The organism is Pseudomonas sp. G3-39, from assembly GCF_054790485.1.
On the sequence record NZ_CP186497.1, the window covers coordinates 1742690 to 1759709 of the forward strand.

The 17020-nt window shown below is 61.2% G+C and carries 17 protein-coding genes; 12 read left to right on the forward strand and 5 right to left on the reverse strand.

Features of this window, described 5'->3' with window-relative positions; genetic code table 11:
* Positions 1-73: 73 nt before the first annotated feature.
* The 8 genes from cobU (at position 74) to ACOYXG_RS07930 (ending at position 5528) form a co-directional block, all read left to right on the forward strand.
* Entirely contained in the window at positions 74-595 is a 522-nt protein-coding gene (gene cobU, locus ACOYXG_RS07895; RefSeq protein WP_098967887.1) for a bifunctional adenosylcobinamide kinase/adenosylcobinamide-phosphate guanylyltransferase, read from the forward strand.
* The gene (gene cobT, locus ACOYXG_RS07900; RefSeq protein ID WP_103369314.1) at positions 592-1647 is read left to right on the forward strand and encodes a nicotinate-nucleotide--dimethylbenzimidazole phosphoribosyltransferase; all 1056 of its coding nucleotides are present in this window, start codon (positions 592-594) and stop codon (positions 1645-1647) included. The genes cobU and cobT overlap by 4 nt, the downstream gene beginning before the upstream one ends.
* On the forward strand, positions 1644-2219 hold the full coding sequence (gene cobC / locus ACOYXG_RS07905) for an alpha-ribazole phosphatase family protein (RefSeq protein WP_027614065.1): 576 nt from the start codon (positions 1644-1646) through the stop codon (positions 2217-2219). The genes cobT and cobC overlap by 4 nt, the downstream gene beginning before the upstream one ends.
* A 1-nt stretch (position 2220) precedes the next feature.
* Positions 2221-2952 carry an adenosylcobinamide-GDP ribazoletransferase gene (locus tag ACOYXG_RS07910; protein ID WP_027614066.1) on the forward strand — a complete coding sequence of 244 codons (732 nt, stop codon included), beginning with the start codon at positions 2221-2223 and terminating at the stop codon, positions 2950-2952.
* 174 nt (positions 2953-3126) lie between these two features.
* Entirely contained in the window at positions 3127-3531 is a 405-nt protein-coding gene (locus ACOYXG_RS07915) for a MarR family winged helix-turn-helix transcriptional regulator (protein ID WP_007950413.1), read from the forward strand.
* Positions 3532-3584: 53 nt separating this feature from the next.
* Positions 3585-4793: an MFS transporter gene (locus ACOYXG_RS07920; protein WP_103486115.1), complete on the forward strand. Its 1209-nt coding sequence runs from the start codon at positions 3585-3587 to the stop codon at positions 4791-4793.
* Positions 4790-4915, forward strand: coding sequence for a hypothetical protein (locus ACOYXG_RS07925; protein WP_256588587.1), 126 nt, complete (start codon positions 4790-4792; stop codon positions 4913-4915). The genes ACOYXG_RS07920 and ACOYXG_RS07925 overlap by 4 nt, the downstream gene beginning before the upstream one ends.
* A gap of 55 nt (positions 4916-4970) precedes the next feature.
* Positions 4971-5528: a glutathione peroxidase gene (locus tag ACOYXG_RS07930; protein WP_096797413.1), complete on the forward strand. Its 558-nt coding sequence runs from the start codon at positions 4971-4973 to the stop codon at positions 5526-5528.
* 202 nt (positions 5529-5730) lie between these two features.
* Here ACOYXG_RS07930 and ACOYXG_RS07935 read toward each other — a convergent pair whose 3' ends face one another.
* The 3 genes from ACOYXG_RS07935 to ACOYXG_RS07945 all read right to left on the reverse strand — a co-directional run bounded on the left by ACOYXG_RS07935 (position 5731) and on the right by ACOYXG_RS07945 (position 8131).
* Positions 5731-7002: an OmpP1/FadL family transporter gene (locus tag ACOYXG_RS07935; RefSeq protein ID WP_096797717.1), complete on the reverse strand. Its 1272-nt coding sequence runs from the start codon at positions 7000-7002 to the stop codon at positions 5731-5733.
* A 146-nt stretch (positions 7003-7148) separates the two neighbouring features.
* Positions 7149-7631, reverse strand: coding sequence for a hypothetical protein (locus ACOYXG_RS07940; RefSeq protein WP_007962906.1), 483 nt, complete (start codon positions 7629-7631; stop codon positions 7149-7151).
* Positions 7632-7906: 275 nt separating this feature from the next.
* Positions 7907-8131, reverse strand: coding sequence for a hypothetical protein (locus tag ACOYXG_RS07945; protein WP_007962908.1), 225 nt, complete (start codon positions 8129-8131; stop codon positions 7907-7909).
* Positions 8132-9141: 1010 nt separating this feature from the next.
* On the opposite strand from ACOYXG_RS07945, the gene ACOYXG_RS07950 reads away from it, so the two are divergent.
* Both ACOYXG_RS07950 and ACOYXG_RS07955 read left to right on the forward strand, forming a co-directional pair.
* A complete protein-coding gene (locus ACOYXG_RS07950) occupies positions 9142-9465 on the forward strand; it encodes a sel1 repeat family protein (protein WP_460356900.1) in 324 nt (107 codons plus the stop codon).
* A 175-nt stretch (positions 9466-9640) separates the two neighbouring features.
* Complete coding sequence (locus ACOYXG_RS07955; RefSeq protein WP_177325662.1) at positions 9641-11005, forward strand: DNA recombination protein RmuC; 1365 nt, start codon at positions 9641-9643, stop codon at positions 11003-11005.
* A gap of 113 nt (positions 11006-11118) precedes the next feature.
* Here ACOYXG_RS07955 and ACOYXG_RS07960 read toward each other — a convergent pair whose 3' ends face one another.
* Positions 11119-14589, reverse strand: coding sequence for a hybrid sensor histidine kinase/response regulator (locus ACOYXG_RS07960; RefSeq protein ID WP_460356903.1), 3471 nt, complete (start codon positions 14587-14589; stop codon positions 11119-11121).
* A gap of 222 nt (positions 14590-14811) precedes the next feature.
* Positions 14812-15354, reverse strand: a complete 543-nt coding sequence (locus ACOYXG_RS07965) for a TetR/AcrR family transcriptional regulator (RefSeq protein ID WP_097087525.1) — start codon at positions 15352-15354, stop codon at positions 14812-14814.
* A gap of 91 nt (positions 15355-15445) precedes the next feature.
* Between ACOYXG_RS07965 and ACOYXG_RS07970 the strand changes: the two genes are divergently transcribed.
* Positions 15446-16633 (forward strand): MFS transporter, encoded by a 1188-nt coding sequence (locus tag ACOYXG_RS07970; RefSeq protein ID WP_097087526.1) that lies wholly within the window; start codon positions 15446-15448, stop codon positions 16631-16633.
* Between the two features lie 51 nt (positions 16634-16684).
* Positions 16685-16996: a cupin domain-containing protein gene (locus ACOYXG_RS07975; protein WP_460356907.1), complete on the forward strand. Its 312-nt coding sequence runs from the start codon at positions 16685-16687 to the stop codon at positions 16994-16996.
* Positions 16997-17020 lie beyond the last annotated feature (24 nt).

Sequence of the window (17020 nt, forward strand, 5' to 3'; positions counted from 1 at the left end):
TGCGGTCACTGTGGGAGCGGGCTTGCCCGCGAAGAGGGCGATTGCCTCAACACATAATTTTCAGGATGTCCCCATGCTCCAACTGATCCTCGGCGGCGCCCGCTCCGGCAAAAGTCGCCTGGCGGAAAAACTCGCCAGCGACAGCCATCTGGCGGTCACTTACATCGCCACCAGCCAGCCGCTGGACGGTGAGATGAACGAACGCGTCGCCCATCACCGCGCCCGGCGTCCGGCCGAATGGGCGTTGATCGAAGAACCGCTGCAACTGGCCCGCGTCCTGCGTGAAAACGCCAGTGCCGAGCGTTGCCTGCTGGTCGACTGCCTGACCCTGTGGCTGACCAATCTGCTGATGCTCGATGACGCCGCGCGTCTCGCCGCCGAGCGTGAAGCCCTGCTGGACTGCCTGGCGTCATTGCCGGGGGAAATCATTTTTGTCAGCAACGAGACCGGAATGGGTGTCGTGCCGCTGGGCGAATTGACTCGCCGCTACGTCGATGAAGCCGGTTGGCTGCATCAAGCTCTGGCCGAGCGTTGTCAGCGAGTCGTCCTGACCGTCGCCGGCCTGCCCCTGACCCTGAAAGGACCTGCGTTATGACTCAAGCGTGGTGGTTGAACCCGTGCCAATCCGTGAATGCCGAGATCGTTGAACAGGCGGCGGCGCGCCAGCAGCAACTGACCAAACCGGCCGGCTCCCTCGGTCGCCTCGAAAGCGTGGCGGTGCAACTGGCCGGATTGCAGGGGCAGATCAAACCGACGCTGGAGCAGGTCTGGATCGCGATTTTCGCCGGTGATCACGGGGTGGTCGCGGAAGGCGTTTCGGCATTCCCGCAGGAAGTCACCGGGCAGATGTTGCTCAACTTTGTCAGCGGCGGTGCGGCGATCAGCGTGTTGGCGCGGCAGCTCGATGCGCAGCTGGAAGTGGTCGATCTGGGCACCGTGACGCCGTCGTTGAATCTGCCGGGCGTGCGTCATCTGAACATCGGCCCGGGCACGGCGAATTTCGCCAAGGGCGCGGCGATGACCCAGGCACAGGGCGAACTCGCCTTGCAGGCCGGTCGCGACAGCGTGCTGCGCGCCAAAGCGGCCGGCACACAGTTGTTCATCGGCGGCGAAATGGGCATCGGCAACACCACTGCCGCCAGTGCGCTGGCGTGTGCCTTGCTCGACTGTCCGGTGGAGCACTTGACCGGTCCCGGCACGGGGTTGAATGCCGAGGGCGTCAGCCATAAAGCACAAGTGATCGAGCGCGCACTGGCGCTGCACGCGGCGCAACGTGGCGATGCGCTGCAAACCCTGTTCAACCTCGGCGGTTTTGAAATCGCCGCACTGGTCGGCGCGTACCTGGCGTGTGCGCAGGAAGGCGTCGCGGTGCTGGTCGACGGCTTTATCTGTACGGTCGCCGCGTTGGTCGCGGTGCGGCTGAACCCGGCCTGCCGCGAGTGGCTGCTGTTCGGTCATCGTGGGGCCGAGCCGGGCCATCGCCATGTGCTGGAAACCCTTAACGCCGAACCGTTGCTGGAGCTCGGCCTGCGTTTGGGCGAGGGCAGCGGGGCGGCGTTGGCCGTGCCGCTGTTGCGTCTGGCCTGTGACCTTCACGGGCAGATGGCGACGTTCGCCGAAGCTGCGGTGGCGGATCGTCCGGCATGACGTTGCGACTGGACCTGTTGCGCCACGGTGAAACTGAACTGGGCGGCGGTTTGCGCGGCAGTCTCGATGATGCGCTCACCGAAAAGGGGTGGGCACAGATGCGTGCCGCGGTGCTGGCGGGCGGGCCGTGGGATCGGTTGATCAGTTCGCCGTTGCAGCGTTGTGCGCGGTTCGCTGCAGAGCTGGGCGAGCAACTGAATCTGCCGGTGCAGCTGGAAAAGGATCTGCAGGAGCTGCATTTTGGTGCCTGGGAGGGCCAGAGCGCAGCGGCGTTGATGGAGACTGATGCCGAAGCGCTGGGGTTGTTCTGGGCCGATCCGTATTCGTTCACGCCGCCGCAGGGTGAGCCGGTCAGCAATTTTGCTGAACGTGTGCTGGGCGCGGTTGCGCGGTTGCATCAGGCCTATGCCGGTGAACGTGTTTTGTTGATCAGTCATGGCGGCGTGATGCGTCTGTTGCTGGCGCAAGCGCGAGGTTTGCCGCGTGAACAGTTGCTCAATGTCGAAGTCGCGCATGCTTCGCTGTTTGCGCTCAGCGTCGAAGCAGATGGCGTGCTCAAGGAAGGTCACTGAGATGCTGCCACTGTGGATCGCCCTGCAATTTCTCAGCAGTTTGCCGATTCGTCTGCCGGGTATGCCGGAGCCGCAACAGCTCGGGCGTTCGCTGGTGTTTTATCCGCTGGTGGGGTTGCTGTTCGGAGGGATCCTCTGGGCATTCAACCTGGCGTTGGCCGGCGCGCCGTTGTTGCTGCATGCGGCGCTGTTGCTGACGGTGTGGGTGCTGCTCAGTGGCGCGCTGCACCTCGATGGTCTGGCTGACAGTGCCGATGCCTGGCTTGGCGGTTTCGGTGATCGCGAGCGCACGCTGACGATCATGAAGGATCCGCGCAGCGGGCCGAGTGCCGTGGTGACGCTGGTGTTGGTGTTGCTGCTGAAGTTCTGCGCGTTGCTGGCGCTGATCGAGCAAGGGTACGCAGTGATGTTGATCATCGTTCCGTTGTTGGGGCGGGCGGCGCTGCTAGGGCTGTTTCTGACCACGCCGTATGTGCGCGCGGGTGGGTTGGGGCAGGCGTTGGCTGATCATTTGCCGCGTAGAGCTGGTTGGTGGGTGCTTGGGGCGAGTGCGCTGGGTTGTTTGTTGATCGGCGGGGTGAAAGCGATTGTTGCGCTGGTTTTCGCGTTGGTCGGGTTTGTCTGGCTGCGGCGGGTGATGATGCGGCGGTTGGGCGGGACTACGGGCGATACGGCGGGGGCGTTGCTGGAATTGCTGGAGATGGTGGTGTTGGTTGGGGTGGTGTTGGTCTGACATATTGCCAAGACACCGCCGGCCTCTTCGCGAGCAGGCTCGCTCCCACATTTGGAATGCATTCCCCTGTGGGAGCGAGCCTGCTCGCGAAAGCGGCCTGTCAGGCGCTACAAATGTAGTGGTAAAACTCATGTGTAACTTGATTTAACACAGTCGCGGGTATATACACGCATCATGCTTCCTTCTCAGTGTTTGTGCACCAACCTGCGTCGCGCCGCTCGTGGCGTCAGCAGGCATTACGACGGCGCTCTCGACGGCTTCGGGATCAACGTTGCCCAGTATTCTTTGCTGTGCAATCTGCAGCGTCTGGATCAACCGAGCATCTCGGAACTGGCCGAAGCCATGGGCCTGGATCGCAGCACCCTGGGGCGTAACCTGCGGGTGCTCGAAGGCGAGGGCCTGGTGGCGCTGGCCGAGGGTGAGGACATGCGTAACCGCATCGTCCGTCTCACCGAAACCGGTGCACAGCGCCTCGCGGCGGCGCTGCCGGCCTGGGAAGCGGCGCAACAGCGATTGATCGATCGTCTGGGCGCCGAGAAGCGTGAAACCTTGCTGCGACTTTTGGACGAACTGGCCTGAAGGCCGGTTTTTCCGGTTTTAAGCGGGTATATACCCGCGAACGGAGAATAACAATGACATCGATGTGGCGTACGTGCGGTTGGGTGTTGCTGGGAAGTGCGCTGATTCTGGCGTTGTCATTGGGCGTGCGGCACGGCTTCGGTCTGTTCCTGTCGCCGATGAGCGCGCAGTTCGGCTGGGGGCGCGAAGTGTTTGCCTTCGCGATCGCTTTGCAGAACCTGATCTGGGGTCTGGCGCAGCCGTTCACTGGCGCGCTGGCTGACCGTTTCGGGGCGGCGAAAGTGGTGCTGGTCGGCGGCGTGCTGTATGCCGCGGGCCTGGTGTGCATGGGGCTGTCCGATTCGGCACTGACCCTGTCGCTGAGTGCCGGTCTGTTGATCGGTATCGGTCTGTCCGGTACGTCGTTCTCGGTGATTCTCGGCGTGGTCGGTCGTGCGGTGCCGCCGGAAAAACGCAGCATGGGCATGGGCATCGCCAGTGCTGCCGGTTCGTTCGGCCAGTTTGCGATGTTGCCGGGCACTTTGGGCTTGATCGGCTGGCTCGGCTGGTCGGCGGCGCTGCTGGTGCTTGGCCTGCTGGTGGCGCTGATCGTGCCGCTGGTGAGCATGCTCAAGGACAAACCGCTGCCGGTGCTCGGTCATGAACAGACCCTGTCTGAAGCGCTGCGCGAAGCCTGCTCCCACTCGGGGTTCTGGCTGTTGGCGTTCGGCTTTTTCGTTTGCGGCTTCCAGGTGGTGTTCATCGGTGTGCACCTGCCGGCCTATCTGGTCGATCAGCATCTGCCGGCGACGGTCGGTACCACGGTGCTGGCGCTGATCGGGCTGTTCAATATCTTCGGCACTTATACTGCCGGCTGGCTCGGTGGGCGCATGTCCAAGCCGCGTCTGCTGACGGCGTTGTACCTGCTGCGTGCGGTGGTGATCGTGCTGTTCCTGTGGCTGCCGGTGACGACGACCTCGGCGTACCTGTTCGGCATGGCCATGGGCTTCCTCTGGCTGTCGACGGTGCCGTTGACCAACGGCACGGTGGCGACCTTGTTTGGCGTGCGTAACCTGTCCATGCTCGGCGGTATCGTGTTCCTCTTTCATCAGCTCGGCTCGTTCCTCGGCGGCTGGCTGGGCGGGGTGGTGTATGACCGTACCGGGAGTTATGACTTGATCTGGCAAGTGGCGATTCTCTTGAGTCTGCTGGCAGCCGCGCTGAACTGGCCAGTGCGCGAGCGTCCGGTGGCGCGTCTGCAACCGGCTGTCGGCGCCGTATGAAGCGTTCCTGGCCGCGAATCGCCTTCACCGCACTCGGCGCGCTGTTGCTGGCGCTGGTGTGGTGGGGCTGGCATCAGGGCGGCCTGGCGTTAATGCAGTTGGGCCTGGGCGCTTGCTTGTAGGCTTGGATGGCGAGTAACGTCGGGAGTCTGATGACTGCTCAAAGGATGCCCCGACATGCTCATGCGCTGGTGTGCTGTACCCGCGTTGCTGATGGCGTTGACCGGACTGGCCCAGGCCGCTGACTGTCCGGAGGCGCTGCAAGGTTCGTTGCCCAAGTTGCGCGCCAAGGAATCCGTCGATCTGTGCCAGCGCTACGCCGGCAAGCCGCTGGTGGTGGTCAATACCGCCAGTTTCTGCGGCTTCGCCCCGCAGTTCGAGGGCCTCGAAGCGCTCAATCAGCATTACAAGGCGCAAGGCCTGGAAATGCTCGGCGTGCCGTCCAATGACTTCAAGCAGGAGTCCAAGGACAGCGCCGAAACCGCCAAGGTCTGCTACGCCAACTACGGCGTGACGTTCACCATGACCGAACCGCAGAAGGTCCGTGGCGACGATGCTACTCACCTGTTCAAGGTGCTGGCCGAACAGAGCAGTGCGCCGAAGTGGAATTTCTACAAGTACGTGATTGATCGTCAGGGCAAGGTGATCGCGAATTTCTCCAGTCTGACCAAACCCGATGATCCGGAGTTTATTGCGGCGGTTGAAAAGGCTATCGCCTCAAAACCTCTCAATTGATAACACACGCTTTTTGTGGGAGCGGGCTTGCTCGCGAGGGCTGCGGATCATTCAGCACTTGTTCTGGATGTCAGACCGCATTCGCGAGCAAGCCCGCTCCCACATTTGATCTGGGGTGTTTGAACAGGTATTAAAAAGCCCCGCTTTCTGTAAAGAGAGCGGGGCTTTTCTGTGGGCGAGGGGTTAGCCTCGCCGTGCAGCATCAGAAGCGGTAAGTTGCGCCAACACCGAAACCGTTTGCCGAGTTTTCATACTTGGCATCGTAGGTCTGGCCACGATCGTTCTGGTTGTGGATCTTGACCGACTCTTCCTTCAGGTACGAGTAAGCCACGTCGATGGTCAGGTCTTCGGTCGGGCTCCAGCCGGCACCGATGCTGAAGATAGTGCGGTCGCCAGTAGGAATGCGTGGCGAACGATCGACGTTGTTGGTCGGCGACTGGTCGAAGGTCAGACCGGTACGCAGTACCCATTCCTTGTTCAACTGGTACGAAGTACCCACGGCGTAAGCCCAGGAGTCGTGCCAGTTCTGGTCTTCGGTGATCTCGCCAAACTGACCGGCCAGCAGCGGCTGTACGCCCGAGTTTTCAACGGTGATCTTCTTCAACTGGCTCCAGCGGGTCCAGGTCGAACCGGCGTAAACGTTCCAGCGATCGTTGATCGCCTGAGTGACCGAGAAGTCCACGGATTCAGGGGTGGTGATCTTCAGCGAAGCGTCGTACTTCTGCTGGGCGCTTAGGCCGACGGCGCCCAATACGCCGTAGTTGACCTTGGTGTTGCCTTCGAGCTTGTAATCGACTTTCGAGTGGTAGGTCAGACCCAGACGAGTGGTGTCGGTGGCCTGTACCAGCACGCCGATGTTGTAGCCCAGCGCGGTGTCGTCACCCTTGATCTTGACCTTGCCGTCCGGCGCAGCCTGAGTGATCGACAGGTTGGATTCCAGCGTGCCGTCGATGCGGTTGATGGTCGGACCGAAACCGATCGACACCACGTCGTTGAACTTGTAGCTGACAGTTGGCTGGAAAGTGATGACTTGTACTTCGGACTTGCTGCCGAAGTAACGGCCGCCAAAGCCTTTTTCGTAGTCGGTAATCAGACCGAACGGCACGTACACGCCGAGGCCGAATGCCCAATGCTCGTCGATCGGTTTGACGTAGAAGCCCATAGGTACGGAGGTGAAGGGCACCATGTCGCCTTTGTTGCTGCCGCCGTTAGGGCTGGAGCTGGCGTCGCTGATATCGGTCTTGGCATCGAGAAATGCAACACCGCCAGTGACTTGTTCGCGCGTGAGGCGCGACATGCCGGCAGGGTTGCCATAAACAGTGCTTGCGTCGTCGGCAGAAGAGGATCGCCCAGCGTAACCAGTGCCCATCCCGCTGATGCTGTGTTCGTTGATGGCAAAGCCAGCTGCGAAGATCTGGGTGGATGCCATGGTAACGGCGAGGCTAAGGGTGGTTTTGAGCATGACTTTTTTCATTATTAGAACTCCTGGTGATCACCGGGGCGAAAATTACCAACATTTTCGTCCCAGCGCTATAGTCCGTATGGCTTGAGTTAGAGCGGTTTTGTAGGACAATCCGACCAGATTCGCGACCTGTTGAGCGATCTTCTGAAACTCGCCAGTCAACACGCGACCTGATTCACCGGTGAAACACAGGTTTGCCAGGCGTAGGTGAAGTCGCGCAGACGACCTTGCGGCTGGAAGGTCTGACGCCAGATTCGCGCCATGCCCAGCAGATCGTCCGGGGCGGGGAGGGGGGTGTGTTGTTCTTCTACCAGCAGCCAGGCGATGGCGGTGGCGTAACGCAGGTTGACGGTCAATTCCAGGTGCGGGCCGCTCAAAAAAGCATGTTGGCTGGCGAGGCCGCGAACCAGGCTCGCACGCTCCGGATCGAGTGCCAGATAGTGATCCCAAAGGGCCTGGTGGCGGTGCTCGGCAATCCGGTAGAGGCCGTGGCCACGGCGGTCATGCAGGGCGGAACCGAGGGCGGACTGGCTGGCGGCAATGCCCAGTAGCAGGGATTCGGCAGTTGCGCAGTGGCGTCCCAGATAGATCAGTGTGGGACGGATCACATAGCGGCACAGTTCGCTGGCAGCGATACCCATAAAACCCTCGGATCTTGTAATTGGCCGGCGATACCTGAAAGGGCCTTGGCAGCAGTGGATCGACTCAGGCTCGCCGAAAGCGGATCAAGCCGCTTGAGTTGAAGTGTAGTGTCATATTCGCGACGTAAAGGCCTGTTTTTAAAATATTTCCGGCAGCGAGCCACAGGCGTTATATCCGAAGGTGCTTAGGCGCGAAGGGCTAAAAGCGAAATATCGGGCAATAAAAAACCCCGCATTTTTGTGCGGGGCTTTTGCTTTTGCAGCCTTTTCGGCTCTCAGGCAATCAAGGCCTGACGGGTACGATCAATAATGGCCTGCAGCGGTTCGGCGCTGGAGTACTGATCTGGGTACAGACGCTCGCTGTGGCGAGCGATCCCGTGTTCATTGACCACGGTGAAGCTGAAGCAGCCTTTGCGAGCGGCCATGATCAGGCAGTTCATTGGGGCAAAAGCGTTGGTTAGGGTGCGAATGGCATCCTGAGTCTGGATTTGAGTAGACATAGTTATTAGGTGTTCCTACAAATGACACGGATAAGAACCGTGCAACGTTAAAACGTTCCAGTAATGTCGACCACCATTGGTCGTACAAAGAACCCGACTGGAACAAAGCAGCCAGTTTGAAGCGCTGATAAGTTTGCGCGCTTGGGCTGGCAGGTAGGTACTTAGGAGGACAGGCAACACATCGAGGGCAAAGGTTCTGGGCCCGGGGTGAAGATCCTGATCAATTTGCAGGCTGGTTCGGTCAGAGTAAGTGGTCTTCGCAACACCCTTTGCATTCATTCAAAGGCAGTGTCGGCGCAAGATTTACCTGGAAACCATCGAGGGGTCGTTCCCGCTTTTTTCGGTGAAGGGCTTCTGGGAAGAAGGTTGACCGTGGGGATGTGTTCGACCGGAATTGACTTTCAGCTTGGTACTAACGCCGCGGATAGTAACGGAACGTCCTGGGCAATGCAAACCCGGCGGCAAAAAAAGATTTCGGTCGGTGGCGCGGATCACGGGGGACAGGGCTGGCCCCTTCGCGAGCAGGCTCGCTCCCCCAGGAGAACGGGGCCGATTGTAGGAGCGAGCCCGCTCGCGAAGAAACCATCCGTCGCCACAAAAGCGTGCAGCCATGCCCAGCGCCAACCCGCTTATCCCCAGTCCGAAGCGCAAAACGGGCCAAAAAAGCGCATCGATATAACCGGGTAACAGGTACTTGTGCACATTAGTTGCGCAGACGGTAACCTTGCTGTCATATCAATCCTGACCCCGATGGCTGCCTGTATCAAAAGTTTAAGTCAATGAAAAATATCGTCTTTTTTTGTTGGTGAAAAAATCGTCAGTTTGACTGCGAGCCCCATTCCACAAGGCTTTGCGGAGGTTCGGGAGCGGTTGTCCACTGAGTTATCCACAGCTTCTGTGGATTGTCCCTAGCGCTTGCTCTAGGACGGGCGTGCCGGGTTTTTTTCGACTTTACCTGTACGAAAAAGAGAGTAGAGTGGCGCGCCTTCCGATCTGTCCCACAGTGTTTTATGAAGTTTCGCTCAGTATCAGACTCTGTTACCTCCGAACACCCTCGTGTTACCCCTCCCAAGCGATTTTCCGTGCGTGTGGCCGAATGGCTGCTCGACAGCCCGCGCCTGGGCGATAGCCGTAATGCCAAGCATCTGGCGGGGTGTCTGCTCAAGCAACCGGCGCGCGAAGGCGTGGTCGCCGCGCAAAGTCGTCTCGGCCAATTGATGTGCCGCGAGTGCGGCAATGCCCGTGATCGGCGCATCGGGCAGGATCTGCTGCGCCAGGCCGCTCGCGCCGGCGACCGGCGTGCACAACGCGAACTCGGTCTGCTCGAAGACTGAGCTGTCCAACGCCCCACGCCTTGGTTAACCTTCAGGCTTTATCGAATCGGCAGGAGTGGCTATGGCTATGGACTTGACCAGCGTGTTGCTGGGTCTGGCGGGCGCGGGATTGCCGCTGCTGGCGCTGGCCTGGCAACTGCAGCGGCGGGCCAGCGACCGGCAAGCCGAGGTCGCCTTGCTCGAAGAGCGCCTGGCCATGGCGCAACTGGCGCAGGACGGGCTCAACGCGCAGCTGGAGGCCAGCCGCGATGAAATCGTCGACCTCGGCCAGGCCAATGCCGCCAAGCAGGCGGAGCTGGCGGCTCTGCGCCGCGAAGTCGAACTGCTGCAGATCGAGCGCGATGATGCCCGTGACGCTTCCCACGCGTGGAACATCGAGCGCGCCAACAAAGAAGCCGAATTGCGGCGTCTCGACGCTCAGGCCGCGTCGCTCAACGCCGAACTGCGCGAGCAACAGGAAAGCCATCAACAACGCCTCAACGACCTGCAAGGCTCGCGCGATGAGCTGCGCGCGCAATTCGCCGAGCTGGCAGGGAAGATCTTCGATGAACGTGAACAGCGTTTTGCCGAGACCAGTCAACAGCGCCTCGGGCAGTTGCTCGATCCGTTGAAAGAACGCATCCAGTCCTTCGAAAAGCGCGTGGAAGAAAGTTATCAGGCCGAAGCCCGCGAACGCTTCTCGCTGGCCAAGGAGCTGGAGCGTCTGCAAGCGCTTAACCTGCGCCTGAGCGACGAAGCGACCAACCTGACCCGCGCCCTCAAAGGCCAGAAGACCCAAGGCAACTGGGGTGAATTGATCCTTGAACGGGTGCTGGAACACGCGGGGCTGGAGAAGGGCCGCGAGTACCAGACCCAAGTCAATCTCAAGGGGCCGGACGGCGAGCGCTTCCAGCCGGATGTGATCATTTACCTGCCGGGCGACAAGCAGGTGGTGGTCGACTCCAAGGTCAGCCTCACTGCCTATCAGCAGTACGTTGCCGCCGAAGATGACACCCTCGGCCAGGTCGCGATCAAGCAGCACGTGCTGTCTCTGCGCAGCCACGTCAAGGGCCTCGCCGGTAAGGATTACAAGCGTCTGGAAGGCCTGCACAGCCTCGATTTCGTCTTGCTGTTCGTGCCGATCGAAGCGGCATTTTCCGCCGCCCTGCAAGCCGAGCCGGCGTTGTTCCAGGAAGCGTTCGACCGCAACATCGTGATCGTCAGTCCGACCACGTTGCTGGCGACGTTACGGGTGATCGACAGCCTGTGGAAGCAGGAGCGGCAGAGCCAGAACGCCCGGGAAATCGCTGAGCGTGCCGGCTGGCTGTACGACAAGTTCGTACTGTTCATTCAGGATCTGGACGAAGTCGGCAATCGCCTGCAACAGCTGGACAAGGCCTACAGCTCGGCGCGCAACAAACTCACGGAAGGGCGCGGCAACCTGGTCAGCCGCAGTGAGCAGCTCAAATTGCTGGGCGCGCGGGCCAGCAAGAGTTTGCCGGCGGATCTGCTGGAGCGGGCGATGACCGATGTCGATGGGCTGGTCGAGCTCCCGGAATAACCCGAAGAGCTTCGCGAGCAGGCTCGCTCCCACAGTGAAATGCATTCCAAAAGTGGGAGCGGGCTTGCTCGCGAAGGCGTCAGTGGTAGCGCTGCAACACTCAAGTCGAACGGTTACAACGGCACATACCGACTCAACAACGCCCGCAACGCCGCCGGTTTCACCGGTTTGGCCAGATAATCCAGCCCCGCCGCATGCACCTGCGCCACCGTCTCCGGACGACCATCGGCGCTGATCACCACCCCTGGTACCGGCTCACCCAGCGTGGTGCGCAACCACGCCATCAGCTCGGTTCCAGTATCGCCGTGGTCCAGGTGATAGTCGACCAGTGCCAGTTGCGGTCGCACACCCTCGTTCAGCAACGCCGCGCATTCTTCGCGATTGCGCGCCGTCCACACCTGACAGCCCCAACGGGTCAGCAGGCTGTTCATGCCAATCAGAATGCTGTCTTCATTGTCGATGCACAGCACCTGCGCGCCGCTGAGCAGCTTGCCGTTCAACTCCACCGCAGTTTTCTGTGGCAGAGATTGCGCCCGGGCCAGCGGCACACTGACACTGAACACACTACCGCGCCCCGGCCACGAGCGTACGCGCAGGGTATGGCCGAGCACGCGACATAAACCGTCGGCAATCGCCAGGCCCAGCCCAAGACCTTTTTCGGCGCGGGTCTGATGGCTGTCGAGGCGCTTGAACTCCTCGAAAATCACTTGTTGTTTGTCTTCCGGAATTCCCGGCCCGCGATCCCACACTTCCAGGCTCAACTCGCCATCGCGCCGACGTACGCCCAGCAGCACCGGGCCCTTGGCATAGCGGAAAGCGTTGGTCAGGAAGTTCTGCAGAATCCGCCGCAGCAATTTGATGTCGCTGTCGATGCGCAACTGGCTGCCGCGCACGCGGAAAGTCAGGCCTTGTTCCTGGGCCAGCGCCTTGAATTCGGCGCCGAGCGTATCGAACAGCTCATTGAGCGCGAACGGTTTGCGATCGGGGTTGATCTTGCCGTTTTCCAGGCGGGAAATATCCAGCAGGTCGCTGATCAGGTCTTCTGCCGAGCGCAGCGAACTGTCGAGGTGTTGCACCAGTTTCTGCGCCTCGCTGCTCAAGCCGTCGTCCTGATGGGAGAGGGCGGCAGAGAACAAGCGAGCGGCGTTCAACGGCTGCATCAGGTCATGACTGACGGCGGCGAGGAAGCGGGTTTTCGACTGGTTCGCCGCCTCGGCATGGCCCTTGGCTTCGGTCAGTGCGACGTTGAGCTGCGATAGCTCCTGCGTGCGCTCGCTGACCCGTTGCTCCAGGCCTTCGTTGGCCTCGGTCAGTGCCTGCTCCGCTTCGCGGAACGCGGTGATGTCGGTGAAACTCATGACGAAACCGCCGCCGGGCATCGGGTTGCCGATCAGCTCGATCACCCGGCCGTTGGGGAACAAGCGTTCGGAGGTGTGCGCACGGCCCTGACGCATCCAGTGCAGGCGCCGGGCGACGTGGACTTCCGCCTCGCCGGGGCCGCACAGGCCACGTTCGGCGTTGTAGCGAATGATGTCGGCAATCGGCCGGCCGACGCTGATCAAACCGTCGGGGTAGTTGAACAACTCCAGATAACGCCGGTTCCATGCCACCAGTTTCAGCGACTGGTCGACCACGCTGATGCCCTGGGTAATGTTCTCGATCGCGCCCTGCAGCAACGCGCGGTTGAACTGCAGGACTTCCGAGGCTTCGTCAGCGATACGGACCACGTCCTCCAGCTGCATTTCCCGACCTTCGATCGCGGCTTTTACCACCGCGCGCGTCGACGAAGCACCGAGCACACCGGCCAACAAGCGTTCGGTGTGGGCGATCCATTCGCCATCGGCGTTCTGGTTCGGGTTGAAGCCTTTGCCCTGGCGGTAGGCGAAACGAATGAAGCTTTGCCGCGCACGTTCTTCACCGACAAAGCGTGCCGCCAGTTGCAGCAAGTCGTCGATCTGCACCGCCAGCATCGAACGCGCACTCGGCCGCGCGCTGATTTCCTGACCGATGAAGCGCCCGGCCTGCCAGTGTTCCGAAACCCGCGTACGCGACAGCACCGAAACCCAGGCGAACAACGTGAAGTTGCCCGCCAGTGACAGCACGACGCCTTGGGTCAGCGGGGTGATCGGCAGGTTCAGCGGGTTGCTGTGCAGCCACGCCAGACCGGGAAACGTGCTCAATGACCAGCCGAGACTATGGGCCGCAATCGGCAGGATCAGCGTGTAAAACCAGAGGAACGTACCGGCGGCCAGACCGGCGAACACCCCACGGCGGTTGGCCTGTTTCCAGTACAGCGCGCCGAGCATCGCCGGGGCCAGTTGGGTGACAGCGGCGAAGGCGATCTGGCCGATGGTTGCGAGGCTTGCGGTGGAGCCGAGCAAGCGGTAGCTGACGTAGGCCAGCAACAGAATCAGCACGATGCTCACGCGGCGCACCGAGAGCATCCACTGGCGGAACACTTCGAACGGGCGCTCGGCGTTGTTACGTCGCAGTAACCACGGCAAGAGCATGTCGTTGGAAACCATGGTCGATAGTGCCACGCTGGCCACAATCACCATCCCGGTGGCCGCCGACGCACCGCCGATGAACGCCAGCAACGCCAATGCCGGATGGGCCTGGGCCAACGGCAGGCTGATCACGAACGAGTCGGGCAACACGTGACTCGGCAGCATCATCTGCCCGGCGAGGGCGATCGGCACCACGAACAGCGCGGCCAGCGCCAGATACGCCGGGAACACCCACTTGGCCAGACGCAGGTCCTGCGGGTCGATGTTCTCCACCACCGTGACGTGAAACTGCCGCGGCAGGCAAATGATCGCCATCATCGCCACCCCGGTCTGCACTACCATCGACGGCCAGTTAATCGTTTCCTTCCAGTATTCCTCGAGGCGTGGCGCGAGCATCGCCTGATTGAACAGGTCGTCAAAACCGTCGTACAGCCCGTAGGTCACGAACGCGCCAACGGCAAGAAAGGCGAACAGCTTGACCAGCGATTCAAACGCAATCGCCAGCACCATGCCGCGGTGGTGCTCGGTGGCATCGAGGTTGCGCGTACCGAAGACGATGGTGAACAGCGCCAGTACCAGCGAGACGATCAGCGCGGTGTCCTGGGCGCGGGTGCCCATGGCGTCGGCCCCGGCGCCGATCAGCAGGTTCACGCCAAGGACGATGCCTTTGAGTTGCAGAGCGATATAGGGCAGGACGCCAACCAGACAGATCAGCGCCACCACCACCGCCAGCGATTGAGATTTGCCGTAGCGCGCGGCGATGAAGTCGGCAATCGAGGTGATGTTCTCCTGCTTGCTGATCATCACCATTTTCTGCAGGACCCACGGCGCGCCCAGCAGCAACAGGATCGGTCCGAGGTAGATCGGCAGGAATGACCACAGCTGTTCCGCCGCCTGACCAACCGCGCCAAAGAACGTCCAACTGGTGCAATAAACCGCCAGCGACAGGCTGTACACCCACGCGCGCATCCGCGGCGGCAACGGTGTGCTGCGACGGTCGCCGTAGAAGGCGATGGCGAACATGATGGCCATATAGGCCAGGGCGACGGCGGCGATCAGCCCGGTGGACAGCGACATGCAACACTCCCGACAAAAGACTCCCCGGCAGTCCTGCCCGGGCGGACAGTCTCGCATGAGTATGGCGGTTAGTCAGTGTCGACCAAGGTCGTGGCGTGGCGGGGTGTCGCAGGTTTGAAACCGGGTGGTTTTTGGGGTGACCGGTCGGGCCTCTTCGCGAGCAGGCTCGCTCCCACATTTGGAATGCAATCCCCTGTGGGAGCGAGCCTGCTCGCGGAAGCGTCAGTCCTGTTGCAGTGCGATATCGATCAACCGATGCAGCTCATCCACCTCCAGCGCCGCCGCCGAAAACAGAATCCGGAACACCACCGGCGCCACCACCAGATTGATCAACCGATCAACGCTCGGCGCTGCTTCATCGGGGTGGCGGTCAATGATGGTCTGCAACTGCCCACCAAGAATCGTCACGCAGTACCCCGGCGTGGCGCTGGCCTGCACATCGCGCATCATGTTGCGCCCCGGCTCTGAGCTCATCTCGTCGAGATACTGTTCAGCCCAGGCGCGAATGTCACCACGCAGGTCACCGGTCACCGCCGGTTCGCTGTCCGGGCGCATGCGAGCGAGGGCTACGTCGGCGAGCAACGCCGCCAGATCACCCCAGCGCCGATAGATCGTCGACGGCGTGACCCCGGCGCGCGCCGCGATTTGCGGGACGGTCACGCTGCTGCGCTCCTGTTCTTGCAGAAGCGCGCGGACTGCCGAATGAATCGACTCTTGCACCCGGGCACTGCGGCCGCCGGGGCGTAAACCTTCTTTAGTAGCCATGCGTCAGACCTTAACACAAAGAATTTGCTTTAAGCCAAAGCCGGGAGCACACTCCGCAAAAGCAAAAAATTAGCTTTTGCGGAGTGTGCCCATGACCAGCCTTGCTTCCAACCGTGGCAGCCTGATTTTTCTGGCGATCACCTTACTCAGTTTTCTCGCCGCTTCCACGGCGCCGACGCCGTTGTATCACCTGTATCAGGATCAACTGCACTTCTCGGCAGCGGTGCTGACCCTGATTTTCGGCGTGTATGCGCTGAGTCTGCTGGCGGCGCTGCTGACGGTCGGATCGCTGTCCGATCACCTGGGACGTAGACCGGTGATTTTCACTGCCGTGCTGCTCAATGCGCTAGCGATGTTGCTGTTTATCAGCGCCGACAGTGTTGCCTGGCTGATCAGTGCCCGCGTATTGCAGGGTTTTGCCACCGGCATGGCCACCGCTGTTTTGAGCGCGACGCTGCTCGACACCGACCGTCAGCAAGGGCCGTTGATCAACAGCGTCGCACCGTTGCTCGGCATGGCGCTGGGCAGCATGGGCTGCGGCTTGCTGGCCGAGTTCGCCCCGGCGCCGTTGCAACTGACTTACTGGCTGCTGCTGGCGCTGTTTGTGTTGCAGGCGGTGTATGTCTGGCGTCTGCCGGAAAGCGTCACCCCGCAATCCGGGGCTTGGGCTTCACTGCGGCCGACCCTGCATGTGCCGGTTCAGGCGCGTTCGACCTTATGGCGTGTGCTGCCGCTGAACACCGCAACCTGGGCCCTCGGCGGCTTTTTTGCCTCACTGGCACCGTCGCTGGTGCGCACTGCTACCGGTTCGACTTCGAACCTGATCGGCGGCGCTACCGTTTCGGCGTTGACCGTGACCGGGGCGCTGATGATCTTCACTTTGCGCAATCGTCCCGCCGGCAAAGCCCTGCAAATCGGCGCCAGTCTGCTGCCTATCGGCGTGCTGCTGATTTTGCTCGGCGTGCACAGCGCCAGTCTGGCGCTGTTTTTCCTCGGCACACTGGTTGCCGGTTGCGGCTTTGGCTCGGGTTTCCTAGGCGCGGTGCGCAGCCTGGTGCCGTTGGCCCTGCCGCATGAACGGGCCGGTTTGATGTCGGCGTACTACGCGTTGAGTTATCTGGCGTTCTGTTTGCCGGCGTTGCTGGCTGGGCATTTGACCCGAGCCTATGGGTTGCTGGCGACCACCGACGGCTACGGCGCCGGATTGATCGTCCTGGCCGTCGCCGCGCTGTTGCTCAGCCTGCGCCCGCAAGCAGTGAAGGCTTGCAGCACTCCATAAACGTGATGGTTTCAGCTACCTTTGTCCGGCCTTCTTTTCACGGATCGACAGATGAAGATTATCCGCAGCAAGTCGTTCACCGCCGAGCGTGCCTGGGGTGCGCTGGACATTGCCAACATGAATGGCATCACCACGCGCCTGCACTGGACTGATCAGCCGTACAAATGGCACGTCAACGATGGTGAGGAAGTGTTTGTGGTGCTCGATGGTCAGGTGCAGATGCGCTATCGCGAACAGGGTGAAGAAAAGCAGGCGCTGCTTGAGGTCGGCGATATCTTCTACGCCTCAGTCGGTACCGAGCACGTGGCGCATCCGCAAGGCGCGGCGCGGATTCTGGTGATCGAAAGAGAAGGCAGTGTTTGACTGCTTATCTGTAAAGTAGATAAC